Source organism: Paenibacillus sp. FSL P4-0081 (assembly GCF_000758565.1).
Classification (GTDB): domain Bacteria; phylum Bacillota; class Bacilli; order Paenibacillales; family Paenibacillaceae; genus Paenibacillus_AQ; species Paenibacillus_AQ phytohabitans.
Map to the genome: position 1 here is coordinate 2651895 of NZ_CP009280.1, position 21695 is coordinate 2673589.

The window sequence follows — 21695 nt, forward strand, 5'->3', positions numbered from 1 at the left end:
CTTCCGTCTTCTGACGGGGGGAGGGCTGTTTTTTGCAAATTCGTTTAGACTGCCGGCGACTATTTGCTCATATCGAAATCCGGCATGCCGATCGAAGAGAACCACTGACGGATCTGTTCCTGATCCTTGGAGAAGGTGAGGCCGAGCTGAAGCAGGATTCTCGCTTTCTGCGGGAGCAGGTCGCCTGCGCCTATGATTCCTTTGGCTCCAGTGTCATATACCGCCCCTGAACCCGCGCGAGTCGCGCTGACGAACAGGACGCCCTTCTCGATTGCCGCTGTGCGGGCGGCTTGCTGCGCGGTGGAGATACCGCCGGCACCGTGACCCGCAGTTACAATCCCTTTAACCCCTTCATCGGCCAAGGCAGTGATGGGGGTTGCGGAGGCTTCCGTGTAGCTGTATACAACGTCAACCTTAGCCAGGTCCTCTGGCTGGATCGTGCTGAGATCAAATGGAGTTTTCCACTTATCCGTTCCGGCATCCTTGACGCGGGCTGGAGCACGAACGGCACGAATCCGGTTCTCGTCTACCGTTCCCAGAGCGCCGTACCGGCCCCCGTCAAAGGTATCCAGACGCAGGGCATCTGTCTTGGTGACTTCTCTTGCGGCGAAAAATTCATCGTTCATCATCAAAACAGTGCCATAATAGGCTGTTTTTTGACTTGCTGCCAGCCGGATAGCATTCAGCAGATTGGCTTCCCCGTCGAAGGAGATAGTATTGGATTGTCTCATGGATCCTGTGAAGATAACGGGCTTCGGACTGCGGACGGTGAGATCGGTCCAGTAGGCCAGCTCTTCCATGATGTTGGTGCCGGTAGTAACAACTACTGCATTAACAGCCGGATTGGCCAGTTCCTTATCGATAGCGATCGTGAGGTTATATAAGTCCTTGGAGGTGGTTTGCGCCGAACTGATGTTGCTAAGCTCAGTGCTGGTGACATTAGCTACTTTGGATAGCTCGGGCTGTAATCTTTGGATAATATCATTAATCGGTACCTTGGGTGTGCCGTAAGTCTGAAACAGTTCTCTGGAAGGCGAAGTGGAGGTGATCGTTCCGCCGACGCCTACCACTACGACATTAGGAATAATTTTCCCGGGTACGCTGACTTCGGCGGCCTTCGTGATGGAAGGGAATGACAACATGGTGAAGAGAACAAGTAGGGCGGTGAAGAGACGTAGACTTCTTTTGTGAATAAAATTCATAAGTGACCTCCTTTTATTTTAAATTCAATGTAATTATATATGACATAAATCATAAATGTCAAAATGATATTTTTACTTTTATGTAAAATAAATCAATAATTATGCATTAATCATGTATAAATATTAAATAAATTAATTTCAATGTTACTATATATAACACGATAAGCATATTTGGCTCCGATAACCTGTTGCCGGTGCCAGCGTGGATGTCATGAGCGGGCTTCGCAAAGTTCATTGCGGTCGGGACGGGGCCGAGAAGCTGGCGTCCGAGCTGGCTGCTGTGAAGTAAGAGGTTGTCCCGAATACAACAGAATGGGCCGATCACATCCCTGTGACGGCCCATTCTGCTTTTGTACATTAAGCTTTCGCATTCTCATAGATATTCATGACCACCTGCTGGATCGGCAGTTCCTTGACGGAGATGTCGGAGAACTGGTGCTTCCGGGAGATATTTTCGATGAAGTCACTGATAGAAATCCGTGCTGTATCCACCTCAAGCGTAATCTGAAAGTCAGACGGCCGTTCGATGACCTTGGTGTAGGTGTTGTCGAAGTCAGTGCCCTGTGCAGATTCTACAAAAGTAAAACTAACCTGTTTCTTCTCCCCCAGGAAAAGCTTCAGCCGTTGAAGCGAATCATCAAACACCTTCTCCCCATGGTTAATGACAATCACCCGGTGGGCAAGCTCTTCCACGTCCTCAAGATCATGGGTCGTCAGGATACAGGTCATATTCTGTTTCTGATTCATCTGGCGGATGAATTCGCGGATCTTGACCTTGGCGATTACATCCAGGCCAATAGTCGGCTCGTCCAGAAACAGGATGTCCGGTCCATGCAGCATCGCCATGACGAATTCGCATTTCATGCGTTCACCGAGGGATAGCACCCGGGTGGGCTTTTCAATCACAGAAGCTATATCCAGCAGCCCGGTCAGTTCTTCCAATCGGTTGTTGTAATCCTTAGTGGTAATCCCGTAGATGGCTTTGTTCATGTTGAAGCTGTCGATCGGCGGAATATCCCAGATCAGCTGGGATTTCTGGCCGAAGACGGCCCCGATTTGGCCGACATAACGCTTCCTGTCCCGGGCAGGCGAATAACCCAGTACCTGAATTTCTCCACTTGTGGGGTAGAGCGCGCCGCAGAGCATTTTGATAGCGGTGGATTTGCCCGCCCCGTTGGGCCCCAGAATGCCGCAGATTTCACCTTGCGCAATGGAGAAGCTGATATCGCTTACGGCCTGGACTAGGACTTCTTCACGCTGGAATAAGCTCCTGAAGGTCTGCCCCATGCCTGCGCCACGCCTATAGGTTGTATATGTCTTGGTCAAATGCTTCACATCAATAACCGGCTTCATCCGCCTACCCCCTCGTACAATCTGATCATATGCCGGTATACCCATACGGCTGCTGCCATAAATAAAAAGCAGGGCACAATCGCCGCGAAATCGCTCGCTTGCACCCGTCCCAGTAAAGCGGACGCCGGGAGGAAGCCTACCATTCCCACTGGAATGATCATCGTGGCTACGGCCTGAACAGCCTGAGGGAATATCGGCAGCGGATATTTGCCGACCTGCAGCACGCTGTCCGCAAGCTCGGAAATTCGCGAATTGCCTACCCATTTGAAGGACATCGCGGCCATCATCAGAGATAATCCGGCCAGGACAGCTGTCCCGGCGATGAACATGCCGGCGAACTGCAGCCAAGCGAGCGCAGAAATCGCGCCTACATGCAGGGCTGAGAAGATGAACAGCGCCACACCGCCCAGGAACAGGCCGATACTTTCGGTAGAAAATGTCGTGGCCACAATGAAAAACAGCGGGTTCAGCGGTTTAAGCAGAATCACCTCGAAGCTGCCCTCGCGAACATGCGACATGGTGGTCCAGAGAACCCCGCCGAAGACAAGGCTGGAGAGGCCGCTGGACATGGTGAACACAGACTGGATCAGCAGTACTTCATACAGGCTCCAGCCCGGGAAGCTGGTGCCTGCCCTGTAGATCAGCAGGGTCACCAGCGGAAAGAGAATGTTGCCGGCCAGCGTGATCAGGCTGCTGACGATGAAGTTCATCCGGTAGGCCGCAGCCGATTGAACAGCGGAGTACATACACTGCTTATACACTTCCAGATACCGTTTCATGTTGAGAATTGTCCTTTCATCAGGGCATTCACGCGCCGACAGCCGTGAATTGCTTCATGGCCTGGCGGCGGATAGCCTCGTTAAGTCCGAAAGTAACCAGCACTGCCACGGCCTGCAGTCCTACCGCCTGCGGAATGGACAGCTCCAGGCCGCCGAGCGAATAATGCCCGGTGAACACCATTGCCGGCATGTAGGCGATGTATTGGAACGGCAGGAAGAACTGGATGACCTGCAGCCAGTGCGGGAAGAAGTCGAGCGGAATGAGCGCTCCTGAGAAAATAGCCGATACCAGCATGAACGCGCTGCGGATTCCGCCCGACTGCACTAGCCAGAATGAAGTCAGGCCAATCGTATAGTTCACATAGAAATTCATCAGAAAAGCCAGCAGCACTGACAATAGTGTCCACGGGAAACTTGCCGGCCGCATATCGATTCCGAATATAAAAATAAAAATGAAAAGGCAGGGCACAAATTCAAACAGGAAGCCCAGGAAACGGTGCCCGAGCTTCTGGAACAAGGCGAAGGAACGGTGATGAACCGGCCGCAGATGAAAGGTCAGAAACTTGCCGGTGCGCACGAGCATGGACAGGTTCCAGTCGGCAAAATCCATAATCAGATAACCGATCAGCGCCGTTGCCCCGAAATAGCGGATCATCTGGTGGAGATCCATTCCCCCCAATGTAGCTTGCCCGCCATATACCGCTGTCCAGATGAAATATTGCACCATGAAATATACAGGGCCGACGATAACGGAAACCAGGGAATGGGTGCGGTAGGCACTCCACTCTTTATAGGTCACCTCCGCTACCGAGCGGCAAACAAGCCAGTTATGCTTAAGGCGGTTCATTTAGATCAGTCCTGACCAGATAATATTGGTTACATTGAACAGCCCTTCCGCATACCAGTTATCGTCAGTGAAAGGCACGAACCATACCGCAGCAAGCTGCTCTGCAGGGTCGATAGCCATGCAGCAGGCACCTGCACCTTCATGGAAGTAACTGCCCTCAGAGTAGAGGAAGGCAGGACCTTGTCTCATATCCAGTCCAATCCCGTAGCTCCGGTCTTTGACATTGTTACCCCAGCAGTAATCGGGCACGCCATAGAGGGTGCGGGTGGTGAGCTTCTCGACGGCCTTGCGGCCCACAATCCGGGTATCGCCCAGCGTGCCCATGCCCAGCAGCATATTGGCGAACAAGATAAGATCGGCGGGTGTAGAGACCAGGCCTCCGCCGGTACTGGACACCGTCTCCCACAGCTTTTCTGCCGGAGAGAGCTCTGGCTGAGTACCATGGATCAGGTCATGGAGCCGCTTTTCTTTTCTTTCGTTTCTTATAATGAAGCGTGCAGCCAGCTCCGGAGTCGGTTCCCACATCGTATCCTTCATTCCGAGCGGCTTCAGAATCTGCTCCTCTATGTACTGCTCGGCGGTAACGCCAGTGATTTTCTTAATAATCTCACCGAGGATACAGAAGCCGAATGAGCAATATTGCCACTCCTCGCCAACCTTTTTATTAACCCCGCAGCTCAGTGCAGCTGAAATCCAGTCCGGCTTACCCTCCTCAGGATTATACTTGTCGAAGTACTCTTCGATCAGCTGCCAGTAAGACTTATGGTAGGGGATCATGCTGCCGGCACAGTCGGGAAACAGGCCCGAGGTATGGGTCAGCAGGCTGTAGATATCGATTTTGCTGAATGGCTCCACGTTAAAGGGCTCCAGAATCGTCCCGACAGGAATGTCCAAGCGGATGAATCCGTCCTCCACAAGCTTAGCAATGGCTACTGAGGTAATGGCTTTGGTAATGGATGCGATATTATGGACGGTTGCCGGTAAAAGCGGTTCCGTCCGGTCCTCACGGTATGAGCGGGGCCCTATGGCGCCGTGCATGAATGTCTTGCCGTATCTGGATACGCAGTAAGAGGCAGCCTGGATCTTCTTGTCATCGATCAGATTCTGGAAATGGCTGTGCAAAACACCGATTCGTGAAGCGTCATAACCTACCTCTGCCGGTGAGCAGTCGGTATTACCAAGAGTGTGCAGCATAATATGCCTCCTTAAAATTTAGTAGTGCCGTGTATGGCTCAAATAAATATCTAAGCGCTTTCACTGTGACAAGCACATGCCAATCAGGATGGCAATGGCTGCTGGCACGATACGTCTAAGTATATTCCAGGGATTGGATGTTGCAATGGGGAGTTTGTTTATAACCAAACTTGACTTAGTGAGCTACTGTTATGGAATAACAAGAATGTGATATAGTGGTGGGAAATTAACAGGGAGAGACAGGATGGCGGGGAATGTTCGTGTTGAACATATATTAAAGGAGTGAATCACCTATGTACGAGCAGAAAACGAAAGAGACTGAGCAGAGCGTCACCCAGTTTATTGAACAAATAGAGAGTCCGGGGAAACGTGAGGATGCTTATAAATTATTAGATATTTTCAGCGAAACTACGGGTTATCCGGCGAAAATGTGGGGTCCGAGCATTATTGGTTTCGGAACGTACCACTACAAGTATGCGACAGGGCATGAAGGGGATGCACCGCTGGTAGGCTTCTCGCCGAGAAAAGCGAAGATCAGCCTATACTTTGCAGCGGGTGATGCCCAGCGGGAAGAGCTGCTGCAGAGGCTGGGGAAGCACACAGCGGGCAAAGCCTGTATATACGTAAACAAGCTGGACGATATAGATGCCGTTGTCCTGAAGGAATTCATTCAGCAATCTGTGAAGTTCTTAAGAGAGACTTACGGAGCTTGAAGCCTGCAAGTGACAGCAATGTCACATGAGACCTCTTAATTAGCAGGTGAATCGCACGACAGTGCTTACCTGAACCCCTACAATGAAGGAGTTGGCTGGAACGGACACTTCACTCCGCCCTTTGGAACTCCAAATTTAAGGACATTAGGGAGAGGCTGCAGTTGAAACAAGGTAATATCAAAAGGAATAACAAAAGGGATAACACCCGTATCAAGTCCGGCATTCTAAGCGCTCTGCTTATACTGGGTTGTGTTAATGTGGGAAGTGCCTATGCTCAGCAGCCGGAATCTTCAGTGAGTCCAGCCTCTATCGAACTGCATGCCGAACTCAGCCGCGCATCCGCTGCAGATGTACGAAATGGCCCCCATGATGCGAAGGAAGTCGAGGCGTTTCTGGATGGTTTTTTTGCCAGAGCGGATATTAAGGCGAAAGCCGGAGCTGCTGCGGTCTCAGTCGTTCAGGACGGGGAAACCCTCATCTCGAAGGGATATGGGGTAACCGGCAAATCAGCGAAGTCAGGGGTAGATGCAAGCAGGGATACGTTCCGGATCGGCTCCGTGTCCAAGGTGTTCACTGCAGCTGCCATTATGCAGCTGGCCGATCAAGGGAAGATCTCACTTCAGGACAATATTGAAAAATACCTGGACGGCTACACGCTAACGAGTCCTTATGATACTCCGGTAACGGTGGAACATCTGTTGACGCATACGACAGGTTTTGAAGTACGCGAACCTGCCGACGCCAGCTATCTGTACGACACTTCCCGTAAGCCGGTTTCTTTAAAGGATAGCATCTATGATGTCTTTCCTCCTGTGGTCCGCGAGCCGGGAGCCTCTTACATGTACGATAATTTCGCTTCCAGACTACAGGGTTATATCGTGCAGCAGGTAAGCGGAGAATCCTTCGGGAGCTATGTGGAGAACCATCTGTTTAAGCCGCTTGGCATGAATTCAAGCAGCTTCCGTGTAACTCCTGAATTGGCAGACCGGCTCGTGCCTTCCTATGACGGGGAGGGCGGCGCTATACCGCTATACGGCTTCTCTCCGGCGGAGTGGCCTGAAGGCAGCATGTTATCAACCGCATCTGATATGGCGCTATTCATGGAGGCTTTTCTGAATGGCGGCAAGGCTGCTGACGGTACGGTAATCCTGTCCGGGGAATCGGTTAAGGCGATGTCTTCCTACCGGATGGTTATTCATCCCGATCTGCCGGATACGACCTATGGCTTTGAATCACCTGTAATCCCGGCCCGGACGAAAGGGGAGAAGGTGATCTCCAAAGGCGGAGACATTCTAGGTTACAGCTCTTTGCTGTGGATTCTGCCTGACCGGCGTACTGGAGTGTTCGTATCATACAATACCAATCAGGATTTGCGTAATGATCTGTTCACCGCATTTATGAATCACTATTATGCAGGGGGACAATCGCCGTATGAACCGAAGGGGTATCAGATACAGGCTGCGGAGGAACTGGCCAGGTTCGAGGGCTTGTACTCCGATCTAAGAATTAAGCTGCTGACGAAAGTTCAAGCAAACGCAGACGGTACCCTAACGGTGAGTGATGTGCTCAGCCGTCATCAGATGAAGCAGATTGGCGAGCTGCTGTTCGTGGATGAAGAGGGGAATCCGCTGGCCTTCAAAGCGGATAATGAAGGTCATATCCTTTATATGAAATACTCCAATCTATATAGCTATGCGTCCAAACTCCCGGAGAATCCAGCCGGATTTCCGGATGTGCCGGCCAATCATCCGTATGCCGGCTATATTCTGAGCCTGCGGTCACTGGGCTTCTTGACAGAGGAGCTTTCGGAGCCGTTTGAGCCTGAGCAAAAAGTTACCCGCGGAGCGTTCATCCATACGTTTAATACGATATGGAGCATCCCGGAGTCATCGAATCCGTCCTTATTCAAGGACACCGGTAATTCACTGTACGGGCAGGATATTCAAGCTGCGGTCGAGGCTGGCATGCTGAATGGAACCGGCAACGGGTTGTTCGAGCCGGACCGTCCGATTCTGCGCGAAGAAGCGGCGGCAATCGTCTACCGCCTGCTTACAGCAACAGGGATCAGGGTACCGGGTTCTACCGCCGTGCTTGCACCGGGTACGTCGAAGTGGGCTGCCGATGCTGTCCGTTAAGCTGCATGGACCGGAGGTTACGGAGTCGGACGGCATGTCTGACTACGGTTCACTACGTGCGCTGAGCAAACAGGAGATGGCGGCTCTGCTGTTCCGCATGCTGCTGCCGCAATAAGAACATACAGGGAGAAGGGGCGATTCATTCGCTCTTTTTTTGTACTGCAGGTAATTTTCACATTGCCTGTTAACTTTGTAATGGTATTTCTTGTTATTCCATGCGACAATGCCATTCTGGCTATTATTTTTCTGTAATGGTGGAAGAATTTAATTACCCTCATCAGAAATTTGTCCTGTGGAATAGGGAGTGCAGAGTTGAACTTAGCCTGGAGGACGTTTGATAAATAAAAACCTGAGAATGAAAGGACAATGAATCACATTATGAATTCGAAGCCGTTAACCAAAAGTATCACCTTCATGCAAGCCCTGGCCCTTGTGGTCGGGATGATTATCGGATCGGGGATCTTTCTGAAGCCCGGGATTGTGCTGAATAACGCGGGAACTCCATGGATGAGTATCCTGGCCTGGGGTGCCGGGGGGATTATTACACTGGCTTCGGCGCTGAGCGTGGCGGAAATTGCTGCCGCGATTCCGAAGTCAGGAGGTTTGTATACATATTTAAGTGAATTGTATGGCGGGGTATTCGGCTACCTGCTCGGCTGGGTGCAGGCTGTGATCTCCTATCCGGCTTCTGTTGCCGCGCTGGCGATTGCTTTTGCCACATACTCCGGCTACTTCCTGCCGCTGAATCACTGGCAGCAGAAGCTGCTGGCCGTGGGTATTCTGGCTTTCATTCTGCTGATGAATGTCATCGCCACAAGGTTCGGCGGAATCATCCAGACTGTGGCAACTGTGGGCAAGCTGATTCCGGTAGCGGGCATCGTGGGCGTAGGCTTGTTCTCGGATCTGGCTCCCGGCTTTGGAGGAATCAGTGCATCAGCGGCAGGCGCGGGCTTCGGGGCGGCGGTTCTGGGCACACTCTGGGCGTATGACGGCTGGATCAGCGTGACCAATATGGCGGGTGAAATTAACAATCCGGCCAAAACACTGCCAAAAGTCATTTCGATCGGCGTTATATTTGTAATTGCTGTATATGTACTGTTCAACATTGCAGTGTTCAAAGCGCTGCCCTATGATCAGATTATTTCCTCCCAGACTCCGGGTGCAGATGCGGCAGAAGCACTGTTCGGAAGCGGCGGCGGAGCTTTTATTACAGCAGGCATCATTGTCTCCGTATTAGGAGCGCTGAACGGGTATCTGATGACCGCTGCGCGGGTGCCGCAGGCGATGGGGGAGAAGCGGCAGATTCCATTTTCCCGGGTGCTCAGCAGTATTCATCCGAAGTTCCAGACTCCAGCGAATGCGCTTATTTTTCAGAGTGTGCTGGCGGTGATCTACATCTTCTCGGGAACTTTCAATACGCTGACAGACCTGCTGGTGTTTGTCCTGTGGATTTTCTTTACGATGGGTGTGTTCGGCGTGTTCATCCTGCGCAAGAAAATGCCGTATGAACCAGGCCGCTACCGCGTGCCGCTCTATCCGTTCACCCCGATACTTGGCGTGGCAGGCGGAATCTATATTCTGGCCAGCACGATCATCAGTGATCCGCTGCGTTCGCTGGTGGGGATCGGCATTACGCTGGCCGGACTCCCGATTTATTATGTGATGATCCGGAAGAACCGTGTGTAGAGTAAGTCCACAGATTGTCCGAGGGTAAGCTGAATATGAAATAAACTGCGCAGTGCAAGGTGCTTCAGGGCTTTGTACTGCAGCAGTTAACGGCTGAGCAAGAGGGAATATAATTATTTGTTGACAAGGGGAGTTATATTAAGTATACTATGAAAGTATCTTTTGAGCGGGCGTTCACAGCTTAGAGATTATCGTCTTGTAGATCAGAATACATAGACACATACGGACTCTTAGCTCAGTTGGTAGAGCAGTAGACTCTTAATCTATTTGTCCAGGGTTCGAGCCCCTGAGAGTCCATCACACAAGAAACGGCAGAGATGCCGTTTTTTTATCGTTTAAGGCGTGAATAATAAAGTTGGAATATCGCTGAAGAGGCGGCTAAGGCATCCGGGAGCAGCGTTGGCGAGGGTTGGGCTGAATCAGCGCCGGAAATAGTTATGATTTTCTCCACTTGCTGATGAATAGAGAAGCCCTCGCCGGACAGCAGTTGGATAAACAGCACTTAATTTGCGGTAAAGGCCATAAAGTAGAGTGAATGTGAGAAATTAAGTGACGTTTCTCCAACTAAAATCCTGAAATTAGTCAAAAGAGCGAAATTAAGATACGTTTTTCCATTTAATACTCTATGTACTGGGTAAACTACGGCGGCGATCTCTAAGCACGACTCATTAATTAGCATTAGCCTATACTCAATTACCGTAGTTTGCTGATTCGCTTGAAATTAAACTTGATCATGCTTGTCAGAACAGGAGCTAGCAATGCTCCGCAATCTGTACTTCGAAGCCGTCCGGGTCTAGAATGTAAAAGAACCGCAGATGCGGATTCGGCGAGACGGGTCCGCGTGCTACCGGAATTCCCTCGTTACTAAGCTCCTTCATAGCCTCGTCCAGTGAACCTGCCTCGAAACCTACTGAAATACCGCACTCCGGCTTTAGCGCCGGATCACTTCCCTGAATAAGCTCGATCTTCGGTTGTCCTTCTGCACCCAGCATGACAATTTGCCTGCCTCTGCTCTCAAATCTGCGCTCAATGGGAAGGCCCAGAATCCTGTGATAGAAATCAAGGGAAGCCTCCAGATCGCGCACTCTGAGCGTAATCCAGTTCATACTCAAGTTCATGTTTCTCATATCCTTTGCTGTGAATTTTGGTAGTGTCTATTATACGCTATGTGTACGGCTTTTTTAACATACACAGTCTGCCGGTAACGTTATAATCTATCTGGAATGATTCTGTTATATTGCCGGAGGCCGGAAGATGAGGAAGTATGTGCTGCTATTGATATTTCTAGTACTTATGGGACTGCTGGCCTTCATAGGAACGATATGGCGCGAGGGTCCGCAACAAGAGGTGCCTGAATTAACAGCGGCCCGGAAGCGGGAGGATTTTGAATATCTGGCCAAGCTCGTGAAGGAGGTTTATCCGCTGGATAAGGCGCTTGAGCAGGATAAAGGTCTTGAGAATATGGACGTAATCGGTCAGGCATTCATAACCCGGGCCGGGGAATCTGCCGATAATGCTGAATTTCTCCGGCTGTTCTATGAATACATGACATTCTTGGGGCAAGCCGGCCATGCACAGGTGGTCTTTGATGAGCCGTACAATCCTATGCTTGCTTTCTTCTATAACATTGATAAACAAGCCTACCGCTCCAGAGACTACTGGCTTAACATGGCGGCCGGTGTGGAGATGTATGTGCACAGCAAAGCAGACATCCACTATGAGCAGGGTAAATATGTGCTGGCGCAGGATTATCAGGCGAGAGAGACTCTTTTTCCGCAAGGTTCAATAATTGAGCGAATTAACGGTCTGGATGTTGAGGATTATGTTAAGTCTTTGCAGACACGGCTTCATCTAGTTTGGGATGCTGCGCTTCATCGGGTATACCTGCAGACGCTACTTAGTGCTGATCCGGGGAACGGTGCTTGGATGATTGAAGCGGTCCGCCCGGATGGCACGATGGCCAAGGGGGATTTCTTGGTGTACAAGGGATATGCGGCGCCATACCGGAATGAACAGCCTGACAGCAATGTTATCCCCGTTGAGCTGGATGACCAGACCGGATATATAAGGATTTTTAGCTTTGCAGATATGTATAAGGAGCAGGACCGACTGGTTATTCAGGATTTCATGAAGAAGTCGGGAGGGAAATACAGTAAGCTGATTATTGATCTAAGGAGGAACGGCGGCGGTGATGATGATTATTGGGCGGATAATCTGCTGAAGCCTTTGTTAAAAGCGCCCGTGGATTACGAGCAATCCGCAAGCGTGAAGAAATTATTCGGTGAACGTTTCGGGCTGCGGTTTTGCCTGTACAAACAATTCGTCAACTCTACTCTGACCAATAAGGACAGATATGACGTAACAGAGGTTAAGAAAGAGCAACTCCCGGGAGTAGACTCTGCGGACTGGGACACTTATACGGTGACCAAGTACTGGCAGCCGGAAGATTCTTTTCTCTTTGACGGAAAGGTATATGTGCTTGCAGACGGTGACAGCTTCTCGGCAGCAGACAACTTCACGGCCGCTGTCCGCAAGCTGGGCCTGGGAACGGTGGCCGGAACGAATACGGCGGGTGGAGCCTGTGTCTATATGGAGCCTTACAGGTACGCTCTGCCGAACAGCGGGATTATATTTAAACTCGAAACGGACCTGAACAGCAACGCTGAAGGCCGGATTAATGAAATCTACGGGACTGCGCCGGATGTGCTGATGGACGAATCCCGCTATCCAACGGCCTATCCGGAGAGTTATGAACCTGAGGTTTTGAAGAATGAGGAGTGGATCCGCAAGGTCATGCTGAGTCTATAATGGAATGTGAGTTCTAAGTACATATTAGGAGGATTTGGTAATGAATATAACACCAGTAGTAAACGGCGGAAAAACGATAGCCGTAGTGAGCGGCAGCGAGACCTTAGTCAGTGATGTCCAGGATGCGCTGGATCTAATGGCAACGGTACGGTATGAAGTCGATTGCGACCGGATAGTCATACATAAAGCTCTGCTGAGTGAAAGATTTTTTGATTTGAAGACCCGGCTGGCCGGTGAGATTCTACAGAAGTTCATCAATTATCAGCTGAAGGTGGCGATCGTAGGAGATTTCAGCGGATACACGAGCCGGAGTCTGCGTGACTTCATTTATGAATGCAATAACGGGAAGGATGTTTTTTTCCTGGCGGATGAGCAGCAGGCGGTTGAGCAGTTAAGTAAGGTTTAGAGATACGCTATAAGAAACAACTCAAACTCCGATCCGGCTGGATCGGTTTTTTTTGTATTTTCCAGTGAGGCAAAAGAACAATATGCGCTAAAAAGGCATTACGTCTATACCTTCACTATTAAATTCGAATACTACTATATTGAAAAATTGTTTTATATCAATCTGAGTGAAAGGGGAGTGGTGACGATGAGCTTATTATCTACGGGACCGATTGAGAACAATGTCTCAGCCTCAACCGGGGTAAGGCCTACGCAGCAGGTGACAGTCAAAGTCGATAATAGAAGCAGTGTCTCCAGTTCGACGGTTGTGGTCGAAGGCTATTTTTTGGATGGGACAAGAACATTATATGTGAGTGAAACTCTGAATCTGTCCCCGAATCAAGTGATAACCAGAACTTATTACGCGGATTTGAATGCCTTTGAATTTCTTTTCACCACATCTGCTTCCGTGAACGATGAGATCCGGATTTCTGCATGGGGAAAAGACGCTACGGGTAATTTGGTGACGGCGCACAGGCTGGTTTCCGCTGAATTATTAGGAGCAGTGACGGGGGTGACGGGAGCCACGGGAGCTACGGGAGTGGCTGGTGCAACGGGTGCGAATGGAGCTACGGGAGTGACAGGAGTGAATGGGGTGACTGGAGCCACGGGAGTGACTGGAGCTACGGGAGTTACAGGAGTTGCGGGAGTTACAGGAGCTACGGGTGCGAGTGGAGAGACCGGAGCCACAGGAGCCACAGGAGTTACCGGAGCTACCGGATCAGCGGAGCCCGCCTCGGTTAATCTGATGTACGTGACCAACAACGGCGGCGACAATATTTCTGTGATAGACGGGAATACGAATGCTGTTGTAGCTACGATTGCAGTTGGTGCGGGGCCGTTTGGTGTAGAGGTGAACTCTGTAACCAACCGGATTTATGTAGCCAATGAGGATAGCGGGAATGTCTCGGTGATAGATGGAAGCACTAATACGGTTATAGCTACTGTTACTGTGGGGACTACACCAAATGGGGTAAGAGTAAATCCCAATACCAACCGGATTTATGTTACGAATTCAGGGAGCAATAATGTCTCGGTGATTGACGGGGGCAGCAATGAAGTGATTGCCAGTGTGGCCGTAGGAGCCGGGCCATTCGGTGCGTGGGTGAACCCGATCACCAACCGGATCTATGTAGCAAATACAGGCAGCAACAATGTCTCTGTCATCAGCGGAATATCCAATGCCGTTATTGCTACGGTTGCTGTTGGGGCTGTTCCTGTAGGAGTAACAGTGAATACCCGTACCAACCGGATTTATGTGACAAATTCAAACAGCAGCAATGTTTCGGTGATCAGCGGTTTGTCAAATACCATTATCGCTACGGTTCCGGCAGGTATAGTACCAAGCGGCATCGGATTGAATCCTAACACTAATCTGATTTACTCCGCCAATCAGGGCAGTAACAATGTGTCCGTCATTAACGGAAGTACCAATACCGTTGCCGCCACCATTCCAGTGGGGATCAGTCCGCTCGGTGTAGCAGTAAATCCTCTGACCAATGGTGCGTATGTGGCGAATGCCGGGAGCAATACGATCTCCGTTATCGACGGGAACAGAAATACTGTCACTTCCAGCATAACGGTAGGTACCACCCCTTTAGGAGTAGGGATCAATCCTTAACAAGAGGTGAGCGCGATGATTACAATTAGTCTGTGCATGATCGTGAGGAACGAGCAAGCTACACTGGAACGATGTATACAATCTGTACAGGAGGCCGTGGATGAAATCATCATTGTGGATACCGGATCAACGGACAGCACCAAAGAAATAGCCGGGCGATGGACGCCTCATGTCCGGGAGTATAAGTGGAAGCATCATTTCGCCGAGGCACGGAACTATTCATTTGCGCAAGCGGCAATGGATTATATCCTATGGCTTGATGCAGATGATGTGTTGCTGCCTGCGGAACTGCAGAAGCTTTTGGAGCTCAAACATTCTCTGTCTCCTGACATTGATCGGGTGTCTATGCCTTATCACTGCGACTTTGATGAATACGGGAACGCCACATTAAAGGTCCGGCGCGTAAGGCTGGTCAGACGCTCCCGGAATTACGAGTGGACCGGGGCGGTGCATGAGGATTTGTCGATAGAAGAAGGCTGTCTGGACAGTGATATTGTGATTACTCATCTGAAGAATCATAGCCGTTCAGATACTAAGCGGAACCTGAGAATTTATGAACTGCTGTTGTCCTCCGGGGTGGAATTTACAGCACGGGATACTTTGCATTATGCCATGGAGCTGCATCAGCATCGCTTCTATGAACAGGCAGTTCTCTTTTACCTGCAATTCATAGACTCTAATCAGCGTACAATAGAAGATATAATTCATGTCTGTTCGAAATTGGCAGATTGTTATTACCACATGGGAAACCGGGACAAGGAGCAGGAGTGGATTTTCAAATCGTTCACCTATGATATTCCCCGTCCGGAATTCTGCTGCCGGCTGGCTTATTTCTTTTTGGAAAAGGAGCAATTTCATCAGGCGGTGTACTGGTATAAGCTGGCTATCGAATCGCCGCCGCCTGTTAATCCTTGGGCCATCTCTAATGATGTGGCCAGAACCTGGCTGCCCCACATGCAGCTGGGCCTGTGTTACTACCACCTTAATGAATATGAACTATCCTATCATCATAACAAGTTAGCCTCCGGATATCTCCCGGATGATCAGAGCATCCTCAACAACATTAATCTGTTGGAAAAAGAAATTCTTAAGGTTAAGGAGCAGGCCGATTTGCGTTTGACAACCTTTCCATGTTGAAGCACAATAAAAAGGTGATGATGTAAATTTAAGTGGTGCAGGGAGAATAATACATGAATAATAAATCAGGACGTCAGTCCTTCCGGGAAAGACTGGATTATATGGTAAGCAAGCTCCGAACAGATATTCTTAGCGGTATTCTGCAGCCGGGAGCGTATCTTCCTGCCGAGAGCCTGCTGGCCAAACAGTTTGAGCTCAGTAACAAATCCGTCCGCAGAGGACTGGATGTCCTTGTACAAGAAGGTCTGATTCTGAAGATTGACCGTGTGGGCAGCGTGGTAATGGAGTCGGTCAGGGAGCGGATTCGCATCCATTTCGGCTGCAGCTCTTCCCTGACCAAGGACTTCAAGCTGGACGATCTCATAGCAGAATTCCACCGGCTGCATCCCGGGATTCATGTTCTGCCGCTCGCCTTGAATGACTTCGATCATGTGAATTCGGCCTTGGAGCTGATGAATAACGGAATGCTGGATGTGTTGTCCCTCAACAGTACCCAGTTTCAGGAGATGGCCGAGAACGGGTCCGCAGAGCTGCTTGAAGCGCTGGAGCCCGATCCGGGGCTGTATCCAATTACCAGCGAAGCCTTTTTGCATGAGGGACAGCTGTTTGCTTATCCGATTTCCTTCTCTCCCGTGGTGCTCTGCTACAACAAAGCCCATTTCCGTGAGGCTGACCTGCCTGAACCGGACAGTTACTGGACCTGGGATGATCTGATGGAGTCGGCACGGCAGCTGTCGGAGAAACGGGGGCGCCATGCCGTGTATTTTGTACCCGCCTCCGAGAACCGCTATTCGGTGTTTCTGCTGCAGAGCGGAATCCGGATCACGGAGGACGGAGGACACCATCCCACACTGAGTCCCGAGACCGCCAACAGTCTGGATATATACAGCAGGCTGGTGAACAATCATCAGATCTTCCCCAAATATCTGGCTGGCAATCACGAGGATGAGACAATATCGCTGTTTGTGCAGGAGCAGGTATCGATGATCCTGGCGACCTACTACAATCTGAACGAGTTCAAGGACCTTCCCCTGGATTATGACTTGGCCCCGCTTCCAACACTCAAAGCCAGGGACCCGCAAAAAACACTGCTCGTCACCATCGGTGCGGCGGTTGTGGGGAATTCCCGGCAGAAAGAGGCGGCACGGCAATTCGTCAGCTTCCTGGCTTCGGCAGAGGCGCAGCGGATGATCCGCGAACGTTCGGTCAGTATTCCGGCACGCAAACGGATTGCTGAAATGACCGTGGATGATCATTTGAACCGTCCTTCGAGATATCTGATGTACAGAGAGCTATTTCCAACATTTTCATACCTCAGAGATCTGGGGCTTCCTATTGCTGTACTGCAAAGCTTCCGCAAGCTCTTGAATGCGTATTGGTCCAGAATGATTGATGAGACCTCTATGTATGAGGAAATGGGCCGGCTGATTGCTGAAGAAAACAGGGCGAAGGCGGATAGGGCAACGGACACGCTCACCTGAGCGAGGCTGCAGCGGTTCTGGATCGGTGATTAAGCGTAATGATGGCAGGATTCTGCTATTATTACGCTTTTTTTGCTGTGTTACTGCTAGAAGTGGTGTAAAAAGAAAACATGAAATGAAAACAATGAAATATTTCATATCAAATCATGTTAGCTTTTTCACAATATTATGATGAGAAATTCGATTGATGAAATATCAATGTGATGTATAATTACATAAATGCTGATAAATAGTCAAAATTTAATTGACTTCAATGGAAGGTGAAAATATAATGTATACATCAGATGTATATCAGTAATGCGAAAATATAGATCTGAATAGCTTGGATATAAATCAAAAAGAAGTCAAGATTGAGAAAAACGTCACAATTATTGAGAAATGTACAGGCTGAAGGAGAAAATCAAGAGGAAAGGCGCTGATAGCTATTCCGTAAAAACGAAATGTTGATGTACTGTTGATTCCCTTATCGTGTGTTAGTAAATATCTCATAGGAACTATCTTACTTTTACTTATTAATAGGGGGCTGAATTATGAATGTTGCTAAAAGGAAGCTAGCTCTGCTGTTGCCGGTCCTGACACTGCTCGTTACACTGGTGTCCGCCTGTGGAGGGTCAAACAATAATGGAGGCAACGCCGCTGAACCATCGGCCTCTTCGGGTACTCAGAGTGAGACGGCTGCTCCTGTAGAAGGAAGCCGGTCCGTTGGCGGCCTTCAGGTGCCGATTGTGGCGGACAAGCTGGAGCTGTCCCTTTGGTCCCCAAGCGGGGGGAATTTCCGGGGAACCGATTTTAATGAGAAGTACTCCTTTCAGCAAATGGAAGAAAACACCAACGTTCATATCAACTTTCAGCACAGTACAGAAGCCAGCGCAGAAGCATTCAGTCTGCTGATGTCCTCCGGCAAGCTTCCGGATATCATCTATAACGATCTGTGGGGGACGGACTCCGGCAAATACGGCGCTCAGGGAGCGCTCCTTCCACTGGAAGATCTGATTGACCAATATGCACCAAACTTCAAAAAGCTCCTCGATGACCACCCGGATATCCGGGGACAAATCACCTCGCCTGAAGGGCATATCTATTATCTGCCGAACCTCGTACTCGATTCCCAGGATTTGACCCAAATGTTCCCTCAGGTCCGCAGTGACTGGGTGGAGAAGCTGGGACTCCAGATGCCGCAAACTACAGAAGACTGGTATAACATGCTTAAAGCCTTTAGGGAGCAGGATCCCAATGGTAATGGCAAAAAAGATGAAATTCCGCTCGTCACCGTCAATCTGGAGAACATTATGATGCTGTTCGCACCGGCCTTTGGTGTCGAATACGGGTTCTTCGTGGATAACGGTGAAGTGAAATTCGGGCCTAATGATCCGCGGTTCAAGGATGTTGTTGCCTATCTGAACCGTCTATATGAAGAACAGCTGCTGGACCCGAACTATCTGGTGGACACAACGTTCCAGACGCTGACCGAGAAGGTTACCACGGATGTGGCCGGTGCCTGGTTCGGCTGGTCGGGGTCCTATATGGGGAACTTCACAACGCTGATGGAAGGCAAGCATGACACCTTCAAAATTGCAGCAGCCATTCCTCCAAAGGGGCCTAACGGTGATCAGCGCCATGTCTCCTTCCGCTGGCAGGCTGCAGCCCATGGACTTGCAGTATCCTCAAAGACTGCACATCCCGAAGAAGTGATGAAGTGGCTGGACTACCAGTATTCCGAAGAAGGCATTCTGCTGAACAATTTCGGGGTGGAAGGCAAGTCTTATGATCTGGTGAACGGCGAGCCGGTATATAAGGAAGAGGTTACTCATCCTACGAACGGGCTGACCAATACGCAGGAGCTGCTGAACCATACCATCGGCGGCGGAAGCTGGGCTACAGTGGCCGATACCCGTTATGCCGAACAGATCCGTGAAGCGAACGGGCAAACGGAGAATCCGCTGGAGATTTACAAGGATTATATTGACTTTGACGCGAAGCTGCCGCCAGTGCAATTCACGGCTGAAGAAAATGAAATTGTGGTTCCGCTTATGGCTGACATTCAGACCTATGTGGCTGAAACGATCAATGCCCAGATTATGGGACGCCAGAGCTTCGAGGATTATGACAAAGTCATGAAGCAGCTGGAGCAAATGGGGATTGGCGAGGTGCTGAAGCAGTACCAGGCTGCATATGAGCGTTTTAAAGGAAAATAAGCGGAGCAGGGCTGTCTTAGCCGGGCGGGCTGCGGAAATTCCGGCAGCTCCCTGGCACTAAGATAACCGGTACCCTCGCCTCTGTCCCGGAAAGGAGCCCCCTATGGCAGTACCCGTAAATGCAATCAAGGCCAAAAGCAGGAAACAGCGGACGAAACGGAGTTCCCTTTCGCTGAAGCGTATGATGGCTAACCGTTATCTCTATCTCATGCTGCTGCCCACTGTGCTGTATTTCCTCATTTTTGAATACAAACCGATGTACGGGGCGATAATCGCCTTCAAGGATTTCAATCCTTTCGCAGGAGTGGCCGGCAGCCCCTGGGTGGGCTTCAAAAATTTCGAGAAGTTTTTTGAGAGCTATTATTTCTTCCGTTTGCTGAAGAACACCTTCCTAATGAGCTTTTATTCGCTGCTGTTCATTTTTCCGGCTTCGCTGGTCTTTGCGCTTTTGCTTAATGAGCTGCGGATCAAAAAGCTGAAGTCCTTCCTGCAGACGGTGTCTTATCTGCCGCATTTCATTTCATTAATTGTCATCTGCGGCATGATTATTGACTTCACGAAGCCCGGAGGCATTATCAACAGCCTGCTGCTCGGCATCGGAATCATCTCTGAGCCGATTCAGTTTCTAATCCTGCCGGAGTGGTTCCGCACCATTTATGTCGGTTCAGGCATGTGGCAGAGCCTGGGCTGGAACTCTATCATCTATCTGGCAGCCTTGTCCGGCATTAACCCAAGCCTCTATGAGGCTGCAGTTGTGGACGGGGCCGGGCGCTGGAAGCAGCTTACCCACATTACACTGCCGGGAATTCTGCCCACAGTGCTGATCCTGTTGATTCTGAATGTCGGGACTCTGCTGAATGTGGGCTGGGACAAAATTATATTGCTGTATAATCCGGGAACCTACGTCACGGCAGACGTCATCTCCACCTTTGTCTACAGACGCGGTGTCATGGAAGCCGATTACAGCTTCTCGGCGGCGGTGGGACTGTTCAACTCCGTGATCAACTTTACGCTGCTGGTGCTGGCGAACCGGATCAGCCGGAAGACCACCGAGAGCAGCTTATGGTGAGGGGAGCTATGCTTCCGAAGCCAGTTTAATTGCGCTGTTCACACAGGAAGTATAGCTCCATTAAACTCTGGCGTATGCTTCCGAAGCTAGTTTTGTACGAAGCTGATCAGTGAAGTCATCCTAACAAAACTCTTAGGAGGGAAGACAGTGGTAATCAAACGCAGCATTCCGGAACTGATATTTGACAGCTGCAATGTTCTGTTCCTAATCTTCTGTTCCTTCCTGTTCCTGTATCCCATGTGGTATGTACTGGTATCCTCATTCAGTGATGCGCATGCAATCGCCGCCGGCGAGATCAGCTTCTGGCCGAAGGGCTTTAATGTGGATGCGTACAAGCTGGTTTTTGAGGACCAGCGGATCTGGACCGCTTACGGAAATACGTTCATTTATGTCATCGCGGGCACTTTTATCAATTTGGTTCTAACCACTCTGGGCGCTTATCCGCTGTCCAGAAAGAATCTGGAGGGGCGCAGCCTGATCATGGCGTTCATCGTGTTCACGATGTTCTTCAGCGGGGGGCTGATTCCGGCCTATCTGAATGTGCGTGAGCTCGGACTGTACGATACAAGATGGGCGCTGCTGCTGCCGGGCGCGGTCAGTGCTTTTAACCTGATCGTCATGCGGACCTTCTTCCAGTCCATACCGGAGAGCCTCGTGGAATCGGCCAAAATCGACGGTGCCCATGACTTCCGCATTCTGCTGCGGATTGTGCTGCCGTTATCGATGCCTGTACTGGCGGTAATGACGCTGTTCTATGCGGTGGGACACTGGAACAGCTGGTTCTCGGCGATGATCTATTTGCAGGACCGTGATCTGTTTCCGCTGCAGCTGATTTTGCGGGAAATTCTGATTCAGTCCTCCGCGCAGAATATGCTGGCCGGCGTTACGCAGGATGAGGTGTTCCGCATCAGTGAATCTATCAAGTTCGCGACGATTATTATCGCAACGGTGCCTATTTTGATGATCTATCCGTTTTTGCAGAAGTATTTCGTCAAGGGCGTTATGATCGGAGCACTGAAAGAGTAAGCGGA

General features: G+C 50.2%; 18 protein-coding genes and 1 tRNA gene. 13 read left to right on the forward strand and 6 right to left on the reverse strand.

Going from position 1 to position 21695, the window contains the following annotated elements:
• Window positions 1-59: 59 nt before the first annotated feature.
• The 5 genes from P40081_RS11140 to P40081_RS11165 all read right to left on the reverse strand — a co-directional run bounded on the left by P40081_RS11140 (window position 60) and on the right by P40081_RS11165 (window position 5375).
• Window positions 60-1202, reverse strand: a complete 1143-nt coding sequence (locus P40081_RS11140) for an asparaginase (RefSeq protein ID WP_052421764.1) — start codon at window positions 1200-1202, stop codon at window positions 60-62.
• A gap of 357 nt (window positions 1203-1559) precedes the next feature.
• Window positions 1560-2555 carry an ABC transporter ATP-binding protein gene (locus P40081_RS11150; RefSeq protein WP_042135467.1) on the reverse strand — a complete coding sequence of 332 codons (996 nt, stop codon included), beginning with the start codon at window positions 2553-2555 and terminating at the stop codon, window positions 1560-1562.
• A complete protein-coding gene (locus P40081_RS11155) occupies window positions 2552-3334 on the reverse strand; it encodes an ABC transporter permease (protein ID WP_042135468.1) in 783 nt (260 codons plus the stop codon). The genes P40081_RS11150 and P40081_RS11155 overlap by 4 nt, the downstream gene beginning before the upstream one ends.
• Window positions 3335-3362: 28 nt before the next feature.
• Entirely contained in the window at window positions 3363-4181 is an 819-nt protein-coding gene (locus P40081_RS11160) for an ABC transporter permease (protein ID WP_042135469.1), read from the reverse strand.
• A complete protein-coding gene (locus P40081_RS11165) occupies window positions 4182-5375 on the reverse strand; it encodes a serine hydrolase domain-containing protein (RefSeq protein ID WP_042135470.1) in 1194 nt (397 codons plus the stop codon). It abuts the gene before it with no gap.
• 293 nt (window positions 5376-5668) lie between these two features.
• On the opposite strand from P40081_RS11165, the gene P40081_RS11170 reads away from it, so the two are divergent.
• The 5 genes from P40081_RS11170 (at window position 5669) to P40081_RS11185 (ending at window position 10206) form a co-directional block, all read left to right on the forward strand.
• Entirely contained in the window at window positions 5669-6088 is a 420-nt protein-coding gene (locus P40081_RS11170; RefSeq protein WP_042135471.1) for a DUF1801 domain-containing protein, read from the forward strand.
• A 161-nt stretch (window positions 6089-6249) separates the two neighbouring features.
• Entirely contained in the window at window positions 6250-8223 is a 1974-nt protein-coding gene (locus P40081_RS11175; RefSeq protein ID WP_052421765.1) for a serine hydrolase domain-containing protein, read from the forward strand.
• Window positions 8210-8338: a hypothetical protein gene (locus P40081_RS39765; RefSeq protein ID WP_269323248.1), complete on the forward strand. Its 129-nt coding sequence runs from the start codon at window positions 8210-8212 to the stop codon at window positions 8336-8338. Before P40081_RS11175 ends, P40081_RS39765 begins: the two co-directional genes overlap by 14 nt.
• A gap of 251 nt (window positions 8339-8589) precedes the next feature.
• On the forward strand, window positions 8590-9909 hold the full coding sequence (locus P40081_RS11180; RefSeq protein WP_197074348.1) for an APC family permease: 1320 nt from the start codon (window positions 8590-8592) through the stop codon (window positions 9907-9909).
• Between the two features lie 224 nt (window positions 9910-10133).
• A tRNA-Lys gene (locus P40081_RS11185) sits at window positions 10134-10206 on the forward strand.
• Between the two features lie 455 nt (window positions 10207-10661).
• Here the strand turns inward: P40081_RS11185 and P40081_RS11190 are convergent.
• Entirely contained in the window at window positions 10662-11027 is a 366-nt protein-coding gene (locus P40081_RS11190) for a VOC family protein (protein ID WP_052421766.1), read from the reverse strand.
• A 136-nt stretch (window positions 11028-11163) separates the two neighbouring features.
• Between P40081_RS11190 and P40081_RS11195 the strand changes: the two genes are divergently transcribed.
• From P40081_RS11195 to P40081_RS11230, 8 genes are all read left to right on the forward strand, one after another.
• The gene (locus P40081_RS11195) at window positions 11164-12717 is read left to right on the forward strand and encodes a S41 family peptidase (RefSeq protein WP_042135472.1); all 1554 of its coding nucleotides are present in this window, start codon (window positions 11164-11166) and stop codon (window positions 12715-12717) included.
• A 40-nt stretch (window positions 12718-12757) separates the two neighbouring features.
• Window positions 12758-13123: a DUF4180 domain-containing protein gene (locus P40081_RS11200; protein ID WP_042135473.1), complete on the forward strand. Its 366-nt coding sequence runs from the start codon at window positions 12758-12760 to the stop codon at window positions 13121-13123.
• A 186-nt stretch (window positions 13124-13309) separates the two neighbouring features.
• Window positions 13310-14782 carry a YVTN family beta-propeller repeat protein gene (locus P40081_RS11205; protein WP_042135474.1) on the forward strand — a complete coding sequence of 491 codons (1473 nt, stop codon included), beginning with the start codon at window positions 13310-13312 and terminating at the stop codon, window positions 14780-14782.
• Between the two features lie 15 nt (window positions 14783-14797).
• A complete protein-coding gene (locus P40081_RS11210) occupies window positions 14798-15919 on the forward strand; it encodes a glycosyltransferase family 2 protein (RefSeq protein ID WP_042135475.1) in 1122 nt (373 codons plus the stop codon).
• 53 nt (window positions 15920-15972) lie between these two features.
• Window positions 15973-17400, forward strand: coding sequence for an extracellular solute-binding protein (locus tag P40081_RS11215; protein ID WP_042135476.1), 1428 nt, complete (start codon window positions 15973-15975; stop codon window positions 17398-17400).
• 530 nt (window positions 17401-17930) lie between these two features.
• Complete coding sequence (locus P40081_RS11220) at window positions 17931-19595, forward strand: extracellular solute-binding protein (RefSeq protein WP_042135477.1); 1665 nt, start codon at window positions 17931-17933, stop codon at window positions 19593-19595.
• Window positions 19596-19698: 103 nt separating this feature from the next.
• Window positions 19699-20664, forward strand: a complete 966-nt coding sequence (locus P40081_RS11225; RefSeq protein WP_042135478.1) for an ABC transporter permease — start codon at window positions 19699-19701, stop codon at window positions 20662-20664.
• Between the two features lie 147 nt (window positions 20665-20811).
• On the forward strand, window positions 20812-21690 hold the full coding sequence (locus P40081_RS11230) for a carbohydrate ABC transporter permease (protein WP_042135479.1): 879 nt from the start codon (window positions 20812-20814) through the stop codon (window positions 21688-21690).
• The last annotated feature ends 5 nt before the right edge of the window (window positions 21691-21695 follow it).

What these genes read in the sequence shown, in the direction of transcription:
- P40081_RS11140 (WP_052421764.1), bottom strand. Translation starts at nt 1,202, where the DNA reads ATGAATTTTATTCACAAAAGAAGTCTACGTCTCTTCACCGCCCTACTT.
- P40081_RS11150 (WP_042135467.1), bottom strand. Translation starts at nt 2,555, where the DNA reads ATGAAGCCGGTTATTGATGTGAAGCATTTGACCAAGACATATACAACC.
- P40081_RS11155 (WP_042135468.1), bottom strand. Translation starts at nt 3,334, where the DNA reads ATGAAACGGTATCTGGAAGTGTATAAGCAGTGTATGTACTCCGCTGTT.
- P40081_RS11160 (WP_042135469.1), bottom strand. Translation starts at nt 4,181, where the DNA reads ATGAACCGCCTTAAGCATAACTGGCTTGTTTGCCGCTCGGTAGCGGAG.
- P40081_RS11165 (WP_042135470.1), bottom strand. Translation starts at nt 5,375, where the DNA reads ATGCTGCACACTCTTGGTAATACCGACTGCTCACCGGCAGAGGTAGGT.
- P40081_RS11170 (WP_042135471.1), top strand. Translation starts at nt 5,669, where the DNA reads ATGTACGAGCAGAAAACGAAAGAGACTGAGCAGAGCGTCACCCAGTTT.
- P40081_RS39765 (WP_269323248.1), top strand. Translation starts at nt 8,210, where the DNA reads ATGCTGTCCGTTAAGCTGCATGGACCGGAGGTTACGGAGTCGGACGGC.
- P40081_RS11180 (WP_197074348.1), top strand. Translation starts at nt 8,590, where the DNA reads ATGAATCACATTATGAATTCGAAGCCGTTAACCAAAAGTATCACCTTC.
- P40081_RS11190 (WP_052421766.1), bottom strand. Translation starts at nt 11,027, where the DNA reads ATGAACTTGAGTATGAACTGGATTACGCTCAGAGTGCGCGATCTGGAG.
- P40081_RS11195 (WP_042135472.1), top strand. Translation starts at nt 11,164, where the DNA reads ATGAGGAAGTATGTGCTGCTATTGATATTTCTAGTACTTATGGGACTG.
- P40081_RS11200 (WP_042135473.1), top strand. Translation starts at nt 12,758, where the DNA reads ATGAATATAACACCAGTAGTAAACGGCGGAAAAACGATAGCCGTAGTG.
- P40081_RS11205 (WP_042135474.1), top strand. Translation starts at nt 13,310, where the DNA reads ATGAGCTTATTATCTACGGGACCGATTGAGAACAATGTCTCAGCCTCA.
- P40081_RS11210 (WP_042135475.1), top strand. Translation starts at nt 14,798, where the DNA reads ATGATTACAATTAGTCTGTGCATGATCGTGAGGAACGAGCAAGCTACA.
- P40081_RS11215 (WP_042135476.1), top strand. Translation starts at nt 15,973, where the DNA reads ATGAATAATAAATCAGGACGTCAGTCCTTCCGGGAAAGACTGGATTAT.
- P40081_RS11220 (WP_042135477.1), top strand. Translation starts at nt 17,931, where the DNA reads ATGAATGTTGCTAAAAGGAAGCTAGCTCTGCTGTTGCCGGTCCTGACA.
- P40081_RS11225 (WP_042135478.1), top strand. Translation starts at nt 19,699, where the DNA reads ATGGCAGTACCCGTAAATGCAATCAAGGCCAAAAGCAGGAAACAGCGG.